This window comes from Maribacter sp. Asnod1-A12 (assembly GCF_045063735.1).
In the GTDB taxonomy this organism is placed as follows: Bacteria; Bacteroidota; Bacteroidia; order Flavobacteriales; family Flavobacteriaceae; genus Maribacter.
In genome coordinates this window covers 155736-175229 of the sequence record NZ_JBEFNZ010000006.1, presented here as the reverse complement: position 1 = coordinate 175229, position 19494 = coordinate 155736, and the positions used below count along the sequence as shown (strand labels likewise).

5 protein-coding genes are annotated in these 19494 nt (G+C 36.8%); all 5 read right to left on the bottom strand.

Annotated elements, in window-relative coordinates; genetic code table 11:
• Positions 1-73 precede the first annotated feature (73 nt).
• Complete coding sequence (locus ACJJVP_RS00730; RefSeq protein ID WP_405409988.1) at positions 74-2452, bottom strand: T9SS type B sorting domain-containing protein; 2379 nt, start codon at positions 2450-2452, stop codon at positions 74-76.
• A gap of 197 nt (positions 2453-2649) precedes the next feature.
• Positions 2650-3483, bottom strand: a complete 834-nt coding sequence (locus ACJJVP_RS00725; RefSeq protein WP_405409987.1) for an ABC transporter permease — start codon at positions 3481-3483, stop codon at positions 2650-2652.
• Between the two features lie 12 nt (positions 3484-3495).
• Entirely contained in the window at positions 3496-4398 is a 903-nt protein-coding gene (locus tag ACJJVP_RS00720) for an ABC transporter ATP-binding protein (RefSeq protein ID WP_405409985.1), read from the bottom strand.
• Between the two features lie 67 nt (positions 4399-4465).
• Positions 4466-6514 carry a DUF11 domain-containing protein gene (locus tag ACJJVP_RS00715; RefSeq protein ID WP_405409983.1) on the bottom strand — a complete coding sequence of 683 codons (2049 nt, stop codon included), beginning with the start codon at positions 6512-6514 and terminating at the stop codon, positions 4466-4468.
• A 130-nt stretch (positions 6515-6644) separates the two neighbouring features.
• On the bottom strand, positions 6645-19421 hold the full coding sequence (locus ACJJVP_RS00710) for a T9SS type B sorting domain-containing protein (protein WP_405409981.1): 12777 nt from the start codon (positions 19419-19421) through the stop codon (positions 6645-6647).
• Positions 19422-19494 lie beyond the last annotated feature (73 nt).

Genomic DNA, 19494 nt, shown 5'->3' with positions numbered 1-19494 from the left:
GAAGATGTATCTTTTAGTAAAAGAAGTTATGAGTTTTTAAAAATTGAAGTCAATATATATAAATAACAGTATTTTATCGTATAAGCGAGAAATGGCCTTTGAAATCTTTGCCGTCACTTAGGGTGATTTGAAACCAATAGTCCGACTCTGGCAGAGGCTGGCCATTCATTAATCCATCCCATCCAATAGCGTTAGATTTTATTTGATGTATAAGTTTGCCGTAGCGATCGTAAATTAAAATACGTTGGTCATTTCTGGTATCGTTGATGCCAATTATTTGCCAGATATCATTACTGCCATCCCCGTTCGGTGTAAAGAATTTTGGAAAACCAATAACAGATATTTGTTCTTCTGTAGTACCGCAACCATTTTTATTTCTAACGTAAACGGTATAAAAACCTGCTTCTACATTAAAAAATATAGATTCATCTTGGTAATTTTCACCATCGAGCGAGTATTCGTACATATCATTACCGCTAACTATTATTTCAACGGTATTGTTGCTAAAAGATTCTTGAATAACAATATCGTCAATAACCACAGGTGAGGATGTGGTTACGATGAAATCTGCATATGCTGAACAAATTATGGTTTCACCGTTACTTTGGTAATGAACTTCAACTTCTAAAATATAGTTACCATCTTCATTAACCAAAATATCTTCATTATTTCCAATTTCTTGAAATTCAGATCCGGTGTCTTTAAACCAGCTATATTTATCAAAACCGTCGGGAGCATTAATTACCAAAGGTTCACCATCGGTACATGCTAAATAGTTTTCTTCTAAACTAACTTTTGGTATTGGGTTGACTATCAATTCTATTTCTTCTACACTTTGGCATTGATTATTTGCCTCTAGTCTAGCGTAAATAATGGTTGAGGTCGTTCTTAAATTTCCTGTCAGTGCATTCTCTTCTAGGGTAACATCGTTTAAACTGTTATAAAAGGCAACATCTAAACCTTGAAAATTTTGCTGTCTAATATCTTCCAGGTCAAAGGTGCTCTCAAGAATACTGTCCTCTTCATTGTCGTCGCATAATAAGATAGGGCTAATAGCATTTAAGCTTACGACTGTTGGATTAACCTGTATGGATATTTCTCCTATATTTTCACAATCTTCTGAAATTATTTTGTAAAATATAGTTTGATTAAAGGCTGTAGTGTTCGTGTATGAATTCGGATCTGTAATATTATTGTTTGCGGTACGATCGGCAATTGTTTCATAGAAAAAGATGTTACTTTCTGCTACATCAGGAAAAGATTGCCTTAAATCTAATTCTGTAATCCCGTCCAAAGAATTGGTTTCATCAATGTCACATTGAACTAAATCTATAGAAGCTGGAAATTCAGAAGGGGTAACGGTCAGGGTAATCGGGTAGGTGATGTAACAAGTTGTATTCATTATTGGTGTTACTCGGGCATAAATTGTTGTACTTATAGTTGTCAAAATAGTATTTGTAATCGCATTTGAACCTGTCGTTGCTTCATTCTCATTTCGATATAGACTAAGTTCATAATCTAGATTGTTCTGTATTGCGTTTTCTGCATCTGTAGTTATTTCAACAATTGAAAATTCTGCTTGTGCGTCATTATCGGTGTCACAAGTGTCGTAACTGAGTTCTGGCGGAGTATCAAATGAATAGGGAATTATAGAGAATTCTACAACTTCAAAGCAACCATTAGTATTAGCTACTCTAACAAAAACGGTATTTGTGAGATTGTTATATAAGAATTGTGTTGGTTCTATAATTGCGTTAATATCATCAAACGCATCGTTATACGAGGTGTAGTAAAATATGTTTGTATTTGTTGAGTTGGTAATTTGAGATTCATTTTCGGTCAAATCTATAAGAGTTGTGTTAGATGGATTGCACACTTCGATGTCTTGTGGTTCTGAAACTACCGGTGACGGAAGAAAACCTGCAGTACCTGTCCAGTCTAAATTGAAACCACCATCTCCTACAGGTCTGTCTACTAAAATATAATAATGTTCTCCTGCCGATACGGGAATAGAAGATACAAAACTATTGCCTAGTTCACCAGGACCTTCGTTTTGATCTGTTTCAAAATCGCTTAATCCGGTGAAGTTACTGGTCAAAGAAGCTTGTAGAGGATTAGTTGTTGAACACCTGATCGGGCTAGTGAGATTTTGACAATCGCTATTGGGACCAAAAATAAAAAAATCATAATCTACCTCTAAGTCGTTATCATGAGGTTGAATTGTAAAGGCAAGTGTTCCATCAACAGCAATATTAACACTTAACCAAAGACTGTTAAGCTCTTGATTTACGCAAGAGTTGGTTGTGGGGTCCAACTCTTGTGTTCCGAAACCAGATACATTACTAGAAATATTATTGTTTCCACAAACGATTATGGCATCAACGCAATCACTTGCCTGACCACAAACATAGAAATAACTGAAAATGAAAATTAAGGTACTATAGAATTTCATAGTGTCTAAGTATGTTCTAGAAATGAATATAGTACAAAGAAGATATACTAAAATATGAAGAGTGATAAATACTTATTAATTATGATGTTTTTCTACTGGAAATCCAGTAGAAAAACTAGACCCCAAATTAAATAGTTTTAAAAAGCATATTACCCAAAAAACAATAAGTTCAGTTAGATGTAATCGTTGTACGTTGATTATAAATCACGTTTTTTAAGAATAGCGTAGGATCCATATATGAAAATGGCTGTCCATGCTAGTACGATTACAATTTCATACCAATGTATATAATAGTCTAATTCAAGTTTTTCGCCCATCTGGTTAACAACCGATTGTACTGCACCTAATCTAGAAAAAGGTTCTTTGATAAGGTTGAACATAGATTGTAGTGGAAAAAGACCCATAATAGTATCTGTTGTTTCTCCATCAAAAAATTTCCATCTTATAATTCCTCTAAAGATACCTTCAATAACTTGCCAAAGAATTAAAAAGCCAAGTGCAAAGGCAGAGCGTTTTACCAAAACACCTAAAAAAAGACAGAAAGAAAAAAAACCTGTAAGCTTCACAAAAAATGCGAAAAGGAACTCTAAATCGGTAAAAATGATAGAAATCTCAGTAAAATCGGAGTAAAATAGTCCTAAAATGAGTGAAACTATAAATACAAATATCGTTGAGACTAATGAAAAAGTAATAACGGTCAAAAATTTTGAAAGTATAAATTCCTTTTTAGAAAGTCCGTCAATTAAATTCTGTTTTATTGTTTTGTTACTGTATTCATTAGACATCATTGAAACGATAACTATGGCTAAGAATAGTTTAAAAAATGCAGTAATAAAGGTATTGAAGTGCCAGATATAAGGGAAATTGAAAATACCTTGATCGGCTAGATGAAACTTTATGGGACCTATATCAAATTTAATGGCCGCTACTAATGCGATAGAGGTTAAAAGCGCAAAATAAGAAACAATCAAGAACTTGCTAGCTCTATTATTCCAAAGTTTTATGAATTCTATTTGAAGTAATCGTATCATGATCGTAAGTAGTTAGGCGTTAACATTTTTGGTTAGAGCTAAAAATTGTTCTTCTAAGCTTTCTTTTCTTTTTATTAAATGCGAAACAACGATGCCATGGTCAAAAAGCAACTTGTTCAATGTTTGTGCATCTAATTCAGCGTTTAAAAAAGCTGTGACCAAACCATTCTCTTCTTTTATTTCACCAAAATGTTCATTGCTGTTTAAGTAAGAGAAAAGGTTATCTGTATCTGAACACTTTAGTTCAAAAAAGCCAAAGCTGGCTTGTAAACTATCTACCCTGCCAGAGTAAAGCTTTTCACCTTTTCTTAAAATGACGACATGAGAGCATACTTTTTCTACTTCATCTAACAAATGCGATGCCAACAAAATGGTAGTTCCTTTAGCGGCAATAGTCTTTATGATTTCCCTAATCTGATGAATTCCTTGAGGGTCTAGACCATTGGTAGGTTCATCTAAGATTAAAATTTCTGGATCATTCAGTAGGGCAGAGGCGATAGCTAACCGCTGTTTCATCCCTAGAGAGAAAGTCCTGAATTTGCTATTTTTTCTATCTAGGAGTCCGACTAAATCTAGCTTTTCCTCAATTTTTTCTTTTGAAACATCTTTGATTTTGCAAACTAATTTCAAGTTTTGTAAAGCCGTCATGTATGGATAGAAGTTCGGTCGCTCTATTATAGCACCTACCTTTTTTAAAGCGTCATGTGTTGATGTGTCTCCACCAAACCAAGCAAATTCACCACTAGTTTTGTTGACTACGTTTAAAACGATACCAAGCGTGGTTGATTTGCCACTGCCATTCGGTCCAAGAATGCCATATACATTACCTTTTTCGATTGTAAATGAAAGGTCTTTTACTGCCGTAAGGTATCCGAATTTTTTGGTAAGATGATTTACTGCTAGAATAGTACTCACGCTAAGTATTTTTTGATTGGTTATACCTACTTGACGAAGAACTTAATGATTTGTTACAATTAAAAAATTAAAATCGCTTTATTCGATAAGTAATTCCTCTATTTGTTATAACATTTTTGGGGGTGTTAAAGTCTACGACAATTGTTTCAGATGGATCATCTGCTGTAATATTACTATCGGTCTGGTCTTGTGAGTTGCTAATGTTGTTAGTATAAGTAGCTGTGCTCGTATTAGCGTCTGGTAGAAAAACCCTTGTAACCAAAATCAAGGTCTCTAAATCTCCACTATTCATACTGCCGACTGACCAATCTGGATATGTAAAACTACCTTTAGAAATAGATGAAGATAACAATGTAATTCCATCTGGTAGCACATCCGTAAGTGTCAAATTTGTAATTGGATCATCACCAAGACTTTCTATTGTAATCGTAAAAGTCACGGTATCGCCATCCTTAACATTATTTTGATCTGCTACTTTTTTTATTACAATGTCGTCAAGACAGTAATAAGCGGCAATAGGTTGAGAGTCGTAAGTACAACCACCCTTAGTTACACGAACAAAATAATCGCCTGCTTCAGTGGGGTTGTAACTTGAAAATATAGCTCCACTAACTTCTGTTCCGTTTTGGTACCATTGGTAAGAATCAAAATTTGCATCAACTACGCTAATAAGTGCACCAGGTAAACAGCCCCCTCCATTAACTTCTAAATCAACTTCTGGTACCGTATCAAAACCAGAAAAGTACCCCGCGATACCACGAGCTCCATTAAATCCAATAAATCCGACAGCAATTGGTCCTGTTGATTCAACAGATACATTGCCGGTTAGATTAGAAATATAAAATGTTTTCCATTCGGTGGAACCTGCAACTGTAGTTGGTGTAGTTAATGTTACATTGCCACTGTCATCGGTAACAGTAATATTTTCATTTGGGGTAGAGGTAGAGGCAATAATGGTGACACCACCGGTCATGGTAATACCACCAGCGTCTTCTATATGACTGATATTGTCTACTTTGTCTGGTAATAGACAATTAACGGGAGCAATAAAATTCAGCCCGATAGTATGTATAGCAGATGCACCGGCTAAACACTGGTATGCGTATGCATCTTTTGACGTTGTAACATACATGTTCGCCCCGGCCGCAGCACTTGAATAATAACTTGAAGGAACTTCAAAATAATCTCCATTGTTTATAGTAGCAACAGGTGTAGTATTACCATTAACAAATATGTTCGTATTGTTTTGCGTTCCAATGATAATAGGAAATTCTGTTTCTGTGGTACCATTACCTCTAATGAAAACATATTCTTTACCAATTTTTTCTTGAGGTACAGGTTGATCAATGGCAGCATCTCTATTGGCAACACCGGTTTTAATACTTACGTTGAGCCCACCATTACTTATAACAATAGGATTGTTAGAAATTACATCTGCACCGATCCAACCGTCAATATTAGCGGTAGTCTCGGCTGTATATGCCTCAAAAACAAACGATTCATTAGCTTCAAGGTTAATTGTATAGCTATCTGCAGTAATACCGTCAACATCATTAGCTAGTCTAAATTCGCAATTAGGATTATAACCAGAAAGGGTAACCGTAGTACCATCTTCGGTAGCCATTATGCCTAATACATTGGTTAAACTACTGTGGGTACCTCTGTTGGGAATGCCACCCCATTTAAAATGTGTACCCATTGCTTGCCTACCTTTACTGGTAAGAGATGTAGCTTGCGCACCTGAACGACCTCTATAGTTTACATAGAATTTTTCACCGCCTGGAGCTTCGAAACGTAAGCCTGCAGTAGTTAAAACTATACCAGTGTTATTATCCGTAACCATGGTAATTTCGTTATTACTATTTCCTAAAATAATTTCTTGCGGTGCTGTATTTGAAATAGTTAATGTTGAAAATAGTGTGTTAGAAGTACCTTGATAGACATTTACAGTAAAAGAAGTAGTTTCTGGTGTTGATAGGTATATGTACTGTTGCACTACAGCTTGATTACTACCACCTTGTTTTAATGGGGGTAAATAATGAAGGTCGCTCAACTGAGAAAAACCAGCAGCGGACATCATTATGAATAATATAACTAAACCTACTTTTTGTTTCATTATAAACGTTAAAGATTCAAAGAAACTTAAACACTTTAAGTGATACAATAATTTGTTGTAAAGGTTTGATTTTAAGTGGTGATTTTTAAATAAATAGAGGTAATTTATTTAATTACCTCTATTGTTTAATCTATCTGTAAAGTGTAAAGTTACCTACGAACTCTCTAGTATCTGCTGCACCGTTTAATTTAATAATATACCAATAATCTCCAGTTGGCAGCTCATTTTCCTGGTAGAATCCGTCCCATCCATCTTCATTATCTTTGAAGGTGTAGACTGAACGACCGTATCGATCATAGATACTAATGAAAATTTCAGGGTAAACTTCTATATTATCCGGCATCCAAAAATCGTTTTGACCATCTCCATTTGGAGTAAAGAAATTAGGAATTTCTATGTCAATGAATTCAATAAACAAACTAGCTGTTGATTCACATCCGTTTTCATCAATTACGGTAATTGTATATGTACCCGTTTCAGTAATGTAGAACACATTTTCTGAACCTCTATTTTCATCTTCAAAGTAGAACGTATAATTTTCTTTGCCACCGGTAACTGTAGCGGTGATTTGGTTGATATTACTTTCTACCACAGTGATTTCTAATGGTTCGAATGCTTCAATTTCAATATCGTATGTGGCAATACAACCATTTGCATGCGAAATGCTTATAAAGTGACTTCCCGCAGTTAATTCGCGGAAAATAGGAGTCAACTGCATTTCAGATGGGTCAACGGTATCCAAACCAAATAAAACATTGTCTTCAATACTTGTGTCATTAAGAACAATGTTGACATAATTGCTAGGGAAATTTCCATTACAACCGTAAACAGGTTCAACAATAGCACCAAGATCTACACCAGCATCTATGGTAACAATAATTGTTTCTTCACAACCTTGGGCGTCTTGTATAAAAATAATATAATCGCCTGCAGCTAAGTTAGTAAAACTCGTTCTATCTTGAACGAAATCTGATTCATCTTCTAAACGGGTGCTGTAAGGTGCTGTACCACCGATTATAGTTAAATCTATGGTTCCATCTTCTTCACCTACGCAAATTTCTGCCGTACTCTCTGTCGTTATTTCTAGAACATCGGGTTCCGCAATAGTCGCTTCTATTAGTTCGAAACAACCGTTAGAATCTTGTGCTATTATAACATAGTCACCGGGTGCCAAATCATCGAATGTATTGTCATCGCTAAAGCGATCTAAATTCGGTGAAATTGCATATTGGTAAATACCAGATCCACCAAGCATATTAACCGTAATGCTACCATCTTCTTGACCATTACAAGTAACATCGTTAATTATCGTATTTGCAGTGTCGATAAGCAATTCGTCTGGTTCGGTAATAGTTATCAGGGCAGATGTTACCTCGCAATCATCACTCTGTACCCTTACATAATAAGGTCCGGCCAATAAATCTGTAAACAGACCGGTTGGTTGATTTGCTCGTACCTCGTTAGTAAGACCGGCGTCTGAAAATAATGCATATTGATAGTTGCCTAAACCGCCTTGAGCTTCGGCATTTATTACACCACTGTTATCACCATAACAACTAATTGTCGGATCATCATTATCTAGAGTAACTGTTAATACGGTTATAGGATTAATAGTTACACTGTTACTTAATACTGAAATACAACCAAAACTATCTTGTACATAATATTGATATGTATTTGGCACAACACCAGTGAATAAATGGGTGTTCGGTCCGTTAACTTCGTTCATGGCGTTGAAGGTAGAAGTACCATCGGTATTCCACATGTATGGACCCGTACCACCTGAAGCTGTTAATAATAACTCCGCATCGGACAAACAACTAATTCTTTGTGCGGTTACTAATTGACCTTTAACTTCAACCGGATTAACAATTTCTTCAATTGCCGTTTCAAAGCTACAGTTCATATCATCTAAGATAGTTACACTATAAAAACCAGAACTTAAGTTGTTGAATGTATCTACAGTTTGTGAACTAGATGTTTGTATTTGATTTGAACCAGAAGCATCGCTATATGTATTTAATATGTATCTGTAATTTGTAGTTACATTTCTAGTGGCAATAGTTGCTGTAATTGAAGCATCATTATCGTTTTCACATAATAAAGTAGTACTAGAAATAGTAGCTGTGATTGGGTCTGGAACTACTAATTCGAACGCATTGGCAAAAGGAATACTACAACCTAAAGCATCTGTAACATCAACTGAATATTGACCGGCACTTAATCCTTGGAAAAGGAAACTGTTTACCTGTGTTTCAGTGTATGCAATACTAGAAGCTATATGTGTTAAGGTAATATCGTATGGACCTTCGCCACCTAATGGAGAAATATTTGCGCTTCCCATATCATTGGTACAACCCACATCATTGGTTTCAATCGTAGCCAATGTAATTGGGTCGCTTGGTGATGTAATAGTAAAGGTTCGTTCTTGAACACATTCTGGTGTACCCACTTGCGAGGCTCTTACAATATAAGTGCCAACTGCAACTGGTATAGAAGCTGTTGTACCTGTTCCTGCAAAAGTAGCGGCATCATCTGCACGTGTAGTAGCTGTTCCGTCGGCATTTACAACTTCCCAGTTAAAATCACCAGTATATGTAGCATCGGTAAATGTTACCTCAATAGCCCCATCTGTTCCAAAACATACAACATCAGAAAGCTTATTTACCTCAATACTAAAAGTATTAGGGTCTTCAACAATATGGGTTCTTGTTATTTCACAACCGGTAGTTACATTCCTAATACCAATAGTATATGTGCCAATAGCCAAGTTGGTAAATACATTATTACCTGTTTGGTATGTTGCAGATGGTAAAATTCTAAACTCGTAGTTAGCAAGATTTGCCGTGGTACTGGTATATGCGCTAGTCGCATTCACGGTAATGTTCTCACCACTATTTATACAATCTAGATATCTGTCAACCGTAATTGAAGCAGTACCAAATGTATCATAAGGGGCTATGGTAACAATATGTTCTGCAGAACAACCTTCGTCATCATATACACGAACTATAATATCACCACCAGCTGCATCGGTATGCGTATACGTTATACTACTACTGTTTTGAAGCACGGTAGAAGTTGCATCATCAATGAATTCAAAACGATTATAAGTTCCGCTACCACCAACAAATGTTGAATCATCTATGGTAATTGTGGCATTGTTACCATCATTACCGGTAGCACAACCAAATTGGTCAGGAACGGGAGCTGTAAATGCTACAGCTATATTTTCATCTACAACCACAGTTTTTACTGTAGGACAGTTATTTGGTCCTGTTGCTGTTACATCATACGAACCACCTGGTAGTCCGGTGAAAGATTGTGTCGCCACATCCCAAGATGCACTAGCAGGCATTGGGTCTAATACATAGGTCAACGGATTGTTGCCGTTATTTACTTGAACCAACTCTATGCTACCGTCATCAGCACCTGAGCAACTAACCTCAATAGGAGTAGCCGTAAAATCTGGTTGAATGGCATCTGGCACAACAACAGTAAAAGTTCTAAAACATTCTGGTATTGTTGTATCGGCATCATAAACATTTACGGTGTACGTACCTGCAACATCTATCAGTACATTATGCAAGGTACTACTTGGTGTTGTTAGTGCTTGACGAGCTACTTTTTCTGTACCATCACTATTTAATATTTTAAACTCATAATTCCCAGAACCAGAAATACCTTCAATAGCTATTTCAGCCTCAAAACCGGCACCACAACCTAATTGTTTATCTAAGGTAGCCGATGCTTGTAGGGTAGGGTGTACCACTATATTGGTATCTTCTGTACAACCAGTTTCATCTTTAATATAAATAGTATAATTACCGGCAGCAACTGTATTGTAGATACCACCATTGTTTTGGTAAGTACTTCCTCCGTCTATAGAATATAGTATTGTGCCTGTACCTGTAGCATTTACAGTAACCGATGCATTTGTATCGCAATTTGCAACTACTACGTCAACAATAATTGGTGCCGCTGTAAAGCTCATGGTTACATCATTTAATGGGTATGAGCAACCATACTGATCTTCAACTGTAACCGTATAAGTACCTGCGGGAGAATCAGCTGCAATCTCTATTGGGTTATCACCTGTTGCAGTAATTGAGGTAAAAGGACTAGGGCCAGAAATGGTATAGAAGTAATCACCTCCACCACCTTGTACATTGTCAATTAAAATTAACCCGGGGTTCTCACAAGAAATATCTTGAATAGATTGTGTGTCGCCTGTAATCTCATCCAACATTTCTAGAATCTCATTTTCACTAGCACTTATACATTGTGGAGCTCCGCCATTAAATTGTTGTACTTCAATATAATATTCATCTTCTGGTAAGCTTGTCACATTTATAGTACTTGAATAGCTAACAATGCCACCACTATCTCTAATTACATTACCATCTACATCATATAAGAACCATTCCATATCAGGTTCTATAGATCCATCTGTATCTGTAATGGTATATTCTATTGATCCATTGCTTGATCCTTCACATGCAGGAGTAATAACTGATGTAATGTCCATTGGGTTCGTTATGATATCATTAACGTTAACACTACTCTGTCTAACACAACCAACATCATCTCGTACATAGAACGCGTAAGTTCTGCCTGGTACTAGATTATTGAAGGTATGTGTAGTGCCTGTAGCATAAGGCGTTGTCCATCCATTTACTGGTGTTACTATATTGAAATTGGCAGGGTCTTCAGAATAAGTATATTCATAAGGTGCAGTACCATTTTGACCACGAACACTTACTTGTAGTTCATCGCAGTTTACAATAATCGGTAGTATAGTTATGTCTAGATCATCTAAGGGAAAAGGAATGATTAATCGTGGTAAATCTGTCTTACAAATAGTGTTGCCACTGCCATCTACCGTTCTTATAGATGGGTCAACTTCTTGACCAGAGGTGTAACCTCTAAATTGATCAGATGTTTGCCAAGTTGTACCACCATCATCACTAAATTCTAATGTGCCTAAAGTAGTTGGGTAATTGAGAATGTCAAACCCGAAATCATTAAGGTCTCCTGTACATGCAATTGGTGTTCTTCCTTCTGCATCTGCGGTTAATTCATCTGGTGCCGTAATCGTTACGGTTTCTGTTTCTGAACAACCGCCATCGTCTGTTATAATGATGTCATATTCACCTGGCGCTAGATTAAAATAGGTTTTATTGGTACTATTTACATCATTTTGAACTTGGTCTGGTGTTCCATTTGTCTTATCTACCAATCGGAAATCGAAAGGCGATAGTCCGTCATTTATGGTAACTTCAATACTACCCGTACCATCATGACAATCTGGGTCTGTTGCCACTGCGGCAATATCAAGTACCGGATTAGCTGCAATGGTCTCTGTTACCATAGTTTGGCAAGCATCGGTACCATTAGCTTTGTCTCTTACGTAGATGTCATAATCTCCAATATTAGCTAGTGCAATTGTTGTTGAATTACTAATTGAGAAATCAGCATCAGTTACTGTATTTCCAGAAGGAATAAATGCATACATGAAATTATTGTCGCCGCCTGAAGCTGTTGCCGTTAATGTGCCATCAGCGCATAAGCTTGCATTTACGACCACAACACTTAATGAAATAGTAGGTGCTATTGTGATAGATTGAATAGAAGTTGCACAACCATATTGATCATTTACTTCAACATCATAAGTACCTTCAGATAAATTACTGAATGTATATGTTACGTCTGTAATTGTTGAAGGTGTTTGCCATGCTCCGCCGTTAATTCTAAATGAATAATTACCGTTACCATCAGTCACCGTAGCCGTTACGGTACCATTGTTTTGACCGTCATAACATTGCGTTGCGGTTAAGTCAAAAGCAATCGTATCTGGCTGAACCACAGTTACAGTTGTTGTTGAGATTACTTCACAATTATTTTGATCTCTTACTCTAACATGGTAATTACCAGCTGGTACATTTAAGAATTGTGCTGTTGAACCAAAAGCTCTAACCATAGTATTATCGGTTAATTCTAATTGATATTCATAACCCGGCGTACCTTCATCTGCAGATGCTTGCAAAGTAGCACCTGTGTTAAAACAAGTAAATTCTGCTTTTTGCTGAAGATCAGCGGTTAATGCGTTTGGCGAAGTCAACGTTGCTGAAGTAGCTGAGGTTGCCGTACATGTATTATCGTCTATTTTTTCGACCATAATATTATATGTGCCATCGGCAAGAGTTGTTGGTGTAGTAATCGGAGATGTTGTTTCCGTAACCCAAGTTGCTCCATTATCAATTGAATATTGATAACCTGCGATAGGATTAAAATTAGAAACTTCAAAACGGATACTACCATTGTCACTCCCATTACAAGTTGGGTCAGTACTACTTAAAATAGCTACTTCAAAAGTTTTTCCTGTTTCTACAATAACTGTAATATCTTTTGTTTGCTCACATAACTCAGGAGTCTGTGAAGCTTGAATATCATCTAATGCTAAGAAATTACCGTTGTCACTATCTAGGTTGGTACGTAGAACAACACCAACTACAGTGTTTGCACCTGGGTTAAAAGTAACCGTTCTTAAGTGCCAGTCGTCTGCATTATTGTTCTGTGGAACTGCTGCCGTTGCCTGACTACTGATTACATTGCCAGAACCGTCAACTAATTCTACCAATACTTCTGGGTCGTTACCTGAAGCATTATCTATTAATATATTATATGCATAGAATGATATGGTGATATCTTGATTGGCAAGTGCTTCTAAGCCTGTTCTTGACCATAAGATATTGTTGTTTCCTGCTGAGGTACTTACCCCAATTGCCATGAATCTGCCATCGGTTATACCAGAATGGTCATTCGGACTTCTCCATGATGTATTAGGGTTGGTAATTGTATTTGTTACTGCATATTCAGCGTTTACAAGAATTCCTGCAGGACCTAAATTACAATCGGTATCTGTACCATCTTGAGGTTCGTAGCAATATCCTGTGCCTATTTCTGCAATTTGTGTGGTTACACCAGCTCCAAAATCTTCAAGAAAAAGTGTACTTTGATCAGCAGCTATTAAACTTGTATAGCCAACAGTAATAGTCTGTGTACCAGATGCGACATTATTGAAAATATTACTATCTGCAGGTGTGTTATCTGTACCGTTTAATTTGTAGGTATAGGTGAAATCTGTTGTGTTCGAAGGAGTAATTGTTACTACGCCGTCTCCATCGCACTCATAAGTAATATCATTTGTAAAAGTAGGGTCTATAGCTGCTGTAGGTACCGTGATTTCTAAAGGTGTCTCACAACCCAAAGCATCTTTTATAGCTAATTGATATGTGCCAGGTGTTAAACGTTGTTCGTCAACTAAAGTGAACGTACTACCACCGTCAAAACTATATTCATACGGAGCTTGACCGCCACTACCATTTAAAATCTTCACTAAAGCAGTTGGAGTTGCCGCACCAGATGTATCACATGACGCATCTTCTATAATAGAAGGTGATGCCGTCAACAGAAATGGTTGTGTAACTTCATATTCCAATGTTTCTGTACAAGTGTTGCCAGTAGTACCACTAGAATCCATAACCGTAATAGTATAAATTCCCGCAGAAATATTGTTGAAAAAGTTTTCCGTTTGATAATTAACACCACCATCTAGACTATATTGGTAAGGTGCATTACCGCCTGATGCGGTAATCGTCAAAACAGATGTTGAAGCATCTGCACAGGTAATATCTGTGTTGGAAGCTGATATGGTAATAGTACCTAAATCTTCCATAGTAACTAGATTAGAGAAGGCATAACACCCATTATCATCTCTAACTACAAATATATAATCTCCATCTTCATTAGGTACATATGTTGAAGGGTTACCTTCATATCCGAATAAAAATGTTGAATTAGATGTGAATTCTGAATCGGGAATAGTAGTTTCATCAGTATATGGCGCTACGCCGTCTTTACTGTAGATAGCATATTCTTGCCCCGTAGTTCCACCAGATGGCGTTAAGTTTATAATACCGGCAGAACATGTAATGTTTTCTTGATTTGTAGCTGTTAATCTTAGTTCAGGTATTTCGTCTACCGTAATAGTACTTTCATCACTACAACCATCTACGGTAGTAGTTACTATAAAATAATCATCTGCTGCAAGCCCTGTAAATGTATAGGTGTTATCAGACGAAACCAAGTTGTTGGCTACTAAAGATCCTTTACCACCGCTACCATTGTCGAAGTAAAGCTCATAGCTATATTCTGGTGAAACGTTCAGTGCCTGTATTGAAATTGTTCCTGCATCTGTACAATCAAATGGAGTTGAACTGACTTTTGCCTCAAAAATTCTTTCTGCAATACCTATTTCTTCGGTTTCGAAAACACAACTGTTCTCAATTGGTGCACCTGTTGAAGGATTCAATTGTGTAACTTGTACTATATAGGTTCCGCTAGTTGCGATAGCAAAATTTGGACCTTGACCAGCACTAAACGGCACTGCGATAGAATTGTTTTCAACATCATATAACTGATAACCGTAACCGCTACCTAAGTCGATTACTCTAATAAAGCCTTCGGTATCACAAATGATATCAGATGAATCTGGCTCAGGAATGTCTAAAGTATTTTGGTACGAATTGAAATAGAATCTACTGAAACATCCACCTTCATAACCGATAACTACTCTGTATTTACCGCTTTCGGTTACCGTGAAATTATCTGAATCTGTTTCTTCGTTCCATGTCCAACCACTAGCTGTATTTGCACAATCATCACTTACATCACCACAAGTAGCAACGTTACAGCTTGTCTCATCAAGTTTTTCCCATTTAATGCTTAATGCATCGGTTATACCTAATTGAATAAATGCACTATCGGTTTCACCACAAAGAAATATATGTGGCATATCACTATTATCATTAGAACAAGTAACGGTTTCTCCCTGAATATCATTATCAGGATTACTATCGGTATTTACTTGATTCAAGTAGCTAATAATTGGGTTTGTCTGTGTTTCACCATATCGCTCTACAGTTATCAATTCTGTATGGTTTGCACAACCAGATGTTGATGTTTTCTCTACTATATAGTTACCTATGTTAGTTACGGTATACGTGTTTGACGTACCGTCATTTAAAATGGTATCTCCAGAATCAATAACACCATTATTATTATTGTCTATAGCCCAAGTGTAGGTATCAAAACCTAAACCAGCCGAAAGTGTTCCGCTAGCACCACAAAGCTCTACTGAACGTGCAACATTACAGTTGGCCAATGCATCAGAAACATTGTTAGTCGCTACCTCTAAAGTAGTGATACAGGCACCTGCCGGGTTACTGCCATCTTCGTCAGAAAAGGTATTGGTATTTAAAGTGCCAGAATATGTTGCGTAGGCATTGTTTTCAAGTTGAGAAGCACAAGCCGCTACGAACTCAGAACAATCACCAGAAAGAGATACCGTTATTTTTATTTTATATTCAGGGTCATCAATTTGAATTAATGCGTCGGGTATCGTAAAAGTTATGGTTCTAGTACTTTCTACATAACTACTAGTAACCCCCGGTGCATCATCAATATTTATATCGTCAAGAGTTACATTATCGGGCAGAACATTTTTAATCGTAAAATTAGTGGCATCATCATCACCTGTATTTTGAAAACGTAATACATAATTAAAAGTATCACCTAATTCGACATCTTGTCCATTAATATCTGTGCCACTTTGTAGTTCTGAGGTATTGCCCAACACTATAATTGGAGCAAATACTTCGCTATAAGATGCCGCATTTACGGTACCATCGGTAGGGTCAACTGCAGGAACACCTGTTCCGTATTCACCACCATCGCCACCATCTGTAGCATCATCTTTATAATATTCGTTGGCATCGCTACACCCATCGTCATCGCTATCTAAGTCTAAATGATCTGGATATCCGTCTAAATCGGTATCTAGATTTGCACAAAATCCGGAAAAAGATGCCGTATTGTAGGATAAAAATGCAACATCAGCAGCAGAACCAAGTTCTAATCTAATGTAAGCCACTTCACTTAAATTAGCGGTTGGTATACCGAACTCTGACAATTCTATTGTTGCCAAACGATAATCTCTGGTGGTATTATTAAAGAAAACACTTCCATTCGCATTGTAAATATCTAAACTGTATGAACCAACAACATCGGCAAGTGCTCCACCACTAGAGGCTTGTACGCTCACAGCATTACCTATAGGAGCACCTGTAGCATCATAAATACTTACAACATGAGCTACACCATTAGGATCAGCAACTTGGGTTAGTAATATATCTGGTATGCCATCGCCCACGTTTGTCGCTACGATAGGGTCTATTTCATAAGTCCATGTATCGCCTATGTTTACAATACCAGAACCAAGGTCTAATCCGTTTTGCCCATGGGTCAATAATGGATTTAATGGGTCTGTAGTAGGGTCATCTATAACAGTCAATCCTAAAGCATTGTCATCATTTCCATCATTTAAATTAGCTTCAAAGGTTGCCTCACCATAAATGTTATTCGAAGGGGTCAAGGCCATCCAGCTAGATTCAGTGGCGGAAATATCTGCAATCCCATCATTATCGGAGTCTATGCCGTCTGATAAACCATTTCCGTTAGAATCGTAAAGGTCATCGTCTGCAATTCCAGTAGTAAAAGTTGTGCCTCCAGAGGTGAATGCCAATAATTCATGTGATAAGTTTGGCAATAATGGATTTTTTGAAGTTGTAGAACTTCTCCAAAAACCATAGAAATTCGAAAAAATTTCTGTTACGGCAGTACCACCTTGTACAGTGCTTGATGGTGAAGTAAAATTAACATCACTAGATATGATACACATTTGTTCAACAGAATCATAAATTCCATCGTTATCATCATCTAAATCAACACTATCTACAACACCGTCATTATCAAAATCGTTATGTACTATAATTCGTGCCGAAGGCTCATCTCTTGTAATATTGGCATCCGTTTGGTCTTGAGTATTGGATACCGTATTGACGAGATTGAGTAAAGGCAAAATATCAATTTCGTCTCCAGTTACTTCTAAAGTTAAAAAGGCTACTTCACCAGGAGCTAATGTACCAATATTCCAAACACTACCATTAAATGTTCCGGTTATTGTTGTTGCTTGTACTAATGTTAGTCCTGCAGGAATGTTATCCGTAACCTTTAAATTGGTTATGTCGTTAAAGTATAAATTCTCCGCTCTAATGGTAAAAGTCGCAGTTTCACCTTCCGTGATTTCTTCTTTGTCTACTGTTTTTATAAGTTGAACATCTGGTTCACAATAGAAAATTTTAATAGTTTGCGAATCGTATGTACAAGGACCTTTCGTTCCCCTTACATAATAATCTCCAGCCAATGTAGCAGCATATTCAAATGAATTTGCACCAGGAATGATTTCACCATCAAAATACCATTGGTAGGCATCGAAGTTATCATCGGATGCCTCAAAAATACTTGAACCTGAAAAACATTCTCCTTCAACACCTCCATTAATTTGTAAAACAACTTCTGGTACAGTGTCAAACCCTGAAAAATAACCTGCAACACCTTGAGCTCCATTATAACCGAAAAAACCGATAGCCATTGGTCCGGTTGAGGTTACACTAATGTCACCATCAAGATTTGGTATGTAAAACGTTTTCCAGTCACCTGAACCAGCAACTGGGTCAGAAGCTGGTTTTGATATTTCAACTCCGTCTTCAAAGACCTTAACATTGGCGTCTGGTGTGTTTACTGAAGCAATAATGGTTAATCCACCGGTTACCGTAGTACCAGCAATATTTCTAATATCTGGTATGTTGTCCATTACATCTGGCAACAAACAGTTAACGGGCGCTACAAAATTTAAACCTTGAGTATATAAATTACTTGAACCCGCCATTGACTGGTAGGCGTATACATCTTTTGATGTTTGAACGAACATATTCGCTCCTACTGTATTTGAAGAATAGTAACTACTAGGTATTTTAAAATATTCACCATTATCTAGTGTGGCAAGTGGTGTTGTGCTGCCGTTTACGTATATATGGGTGTTATCTGCCGTAGCGATAATCAATGGAAATTCTGTTAATCCGTTCGTGTTACCGTTACCTCTTATAAAAACATATTCTTTACCTAATCTGTTAATAGGTACGGGTTGATCCATACCGGCATCTCTGTGACTTTGACCATCTTCACTACCAAAGTTTATAGAACCGTTACTTATTACAATATCTTTTGTCGACACAATTGAAGCACCTATCCAACCATCTTCATGAGCCTGTGTTGGTGATGTACCAATGTAAGTTTCATATACAAATGATTCGTTGGCATTTAGGGTTATCGTATGCGAGTTTGCAGTAATACCAGCTCTGTTTGTACCTACTCTAAATTCGCAATCGGGATCGTAACCAGATAAAACTACCGTAGTATTATCTTCGGTGGCCATAATACCTAAGGTATTAGATTTAGATGAGTGGCTACCTTTGTTCGGTACACCGCCCCATTTAAAATTGGTACCCATAGCTTGTCTACCCTTCGCTGTTAACGATGCAGCTTGTGATCCCGATTTACCTCTATAATTTACGTAGAACTTTTCTCCACCTGCAGAAATAAATCTTAATCCACTATCGGTAAGTACCGTACCAGTACTGTTATTATCTACTAGGGTTATATTATTATCCCCATTACCAAGTGTCCAAACACCAGGATTAAGATTATCAATAGTTATTGTTCTTTCTATGGTAGTTGATGTACCTCTATAAACATAAACATTAAATGCTGTAGTTTCAGGAGTAGAAAGATAAATAGCTTGGTTCTGTATCCCTTGATTGTTTTGACCTTGCTTCATTGGCGGTAAATAATGAAGGTCGCTTAATTGTGCAAAACTCACGAATGAGCTAAAAGCGATTAGAAAAAACACTAGAATTTTAAAAGTAGTTTTAATCTGAGTAATCATCGGTTTGGTTTCAAATAGAATCAAAACAAATAAAACAAGGTTTCTCTTAATGTCTAAAAAAATGTTGTATACA

Bases quoted from the DNA above. Each gene is read 5' to 3' on its own strand.
- ACJJVP_RS00730 (WP_405409988.1), bottom strand. From the start codon at position 2,452: ATGAAATTCTATAGTACCTTAATTTTCATTTTCAGTTATTTCTATGTT.
- ACJJVP_RS00725 (WP_405409987.1), bottom strand. From the start codon at position 3,483: ATGATACGATTACTTCAAATAGAATTCATAAAACTTTGGAATAATAGA.
- ACJJVP_RS00715 (WP_405409983.1), bottom strand. From the start codon at position 6,514: ATGAAACAAAAAGTAGGTTTAGTTATATTATTCATAATGATGTCCGCT.
- ACJJVP_RS00710 (WP_405409981.1), bottom strand. From the start codon at position 19,421: ATGATTACTCAGATTAAAACTACTTTTAAAATTCTAGTGTTTTTTCTA.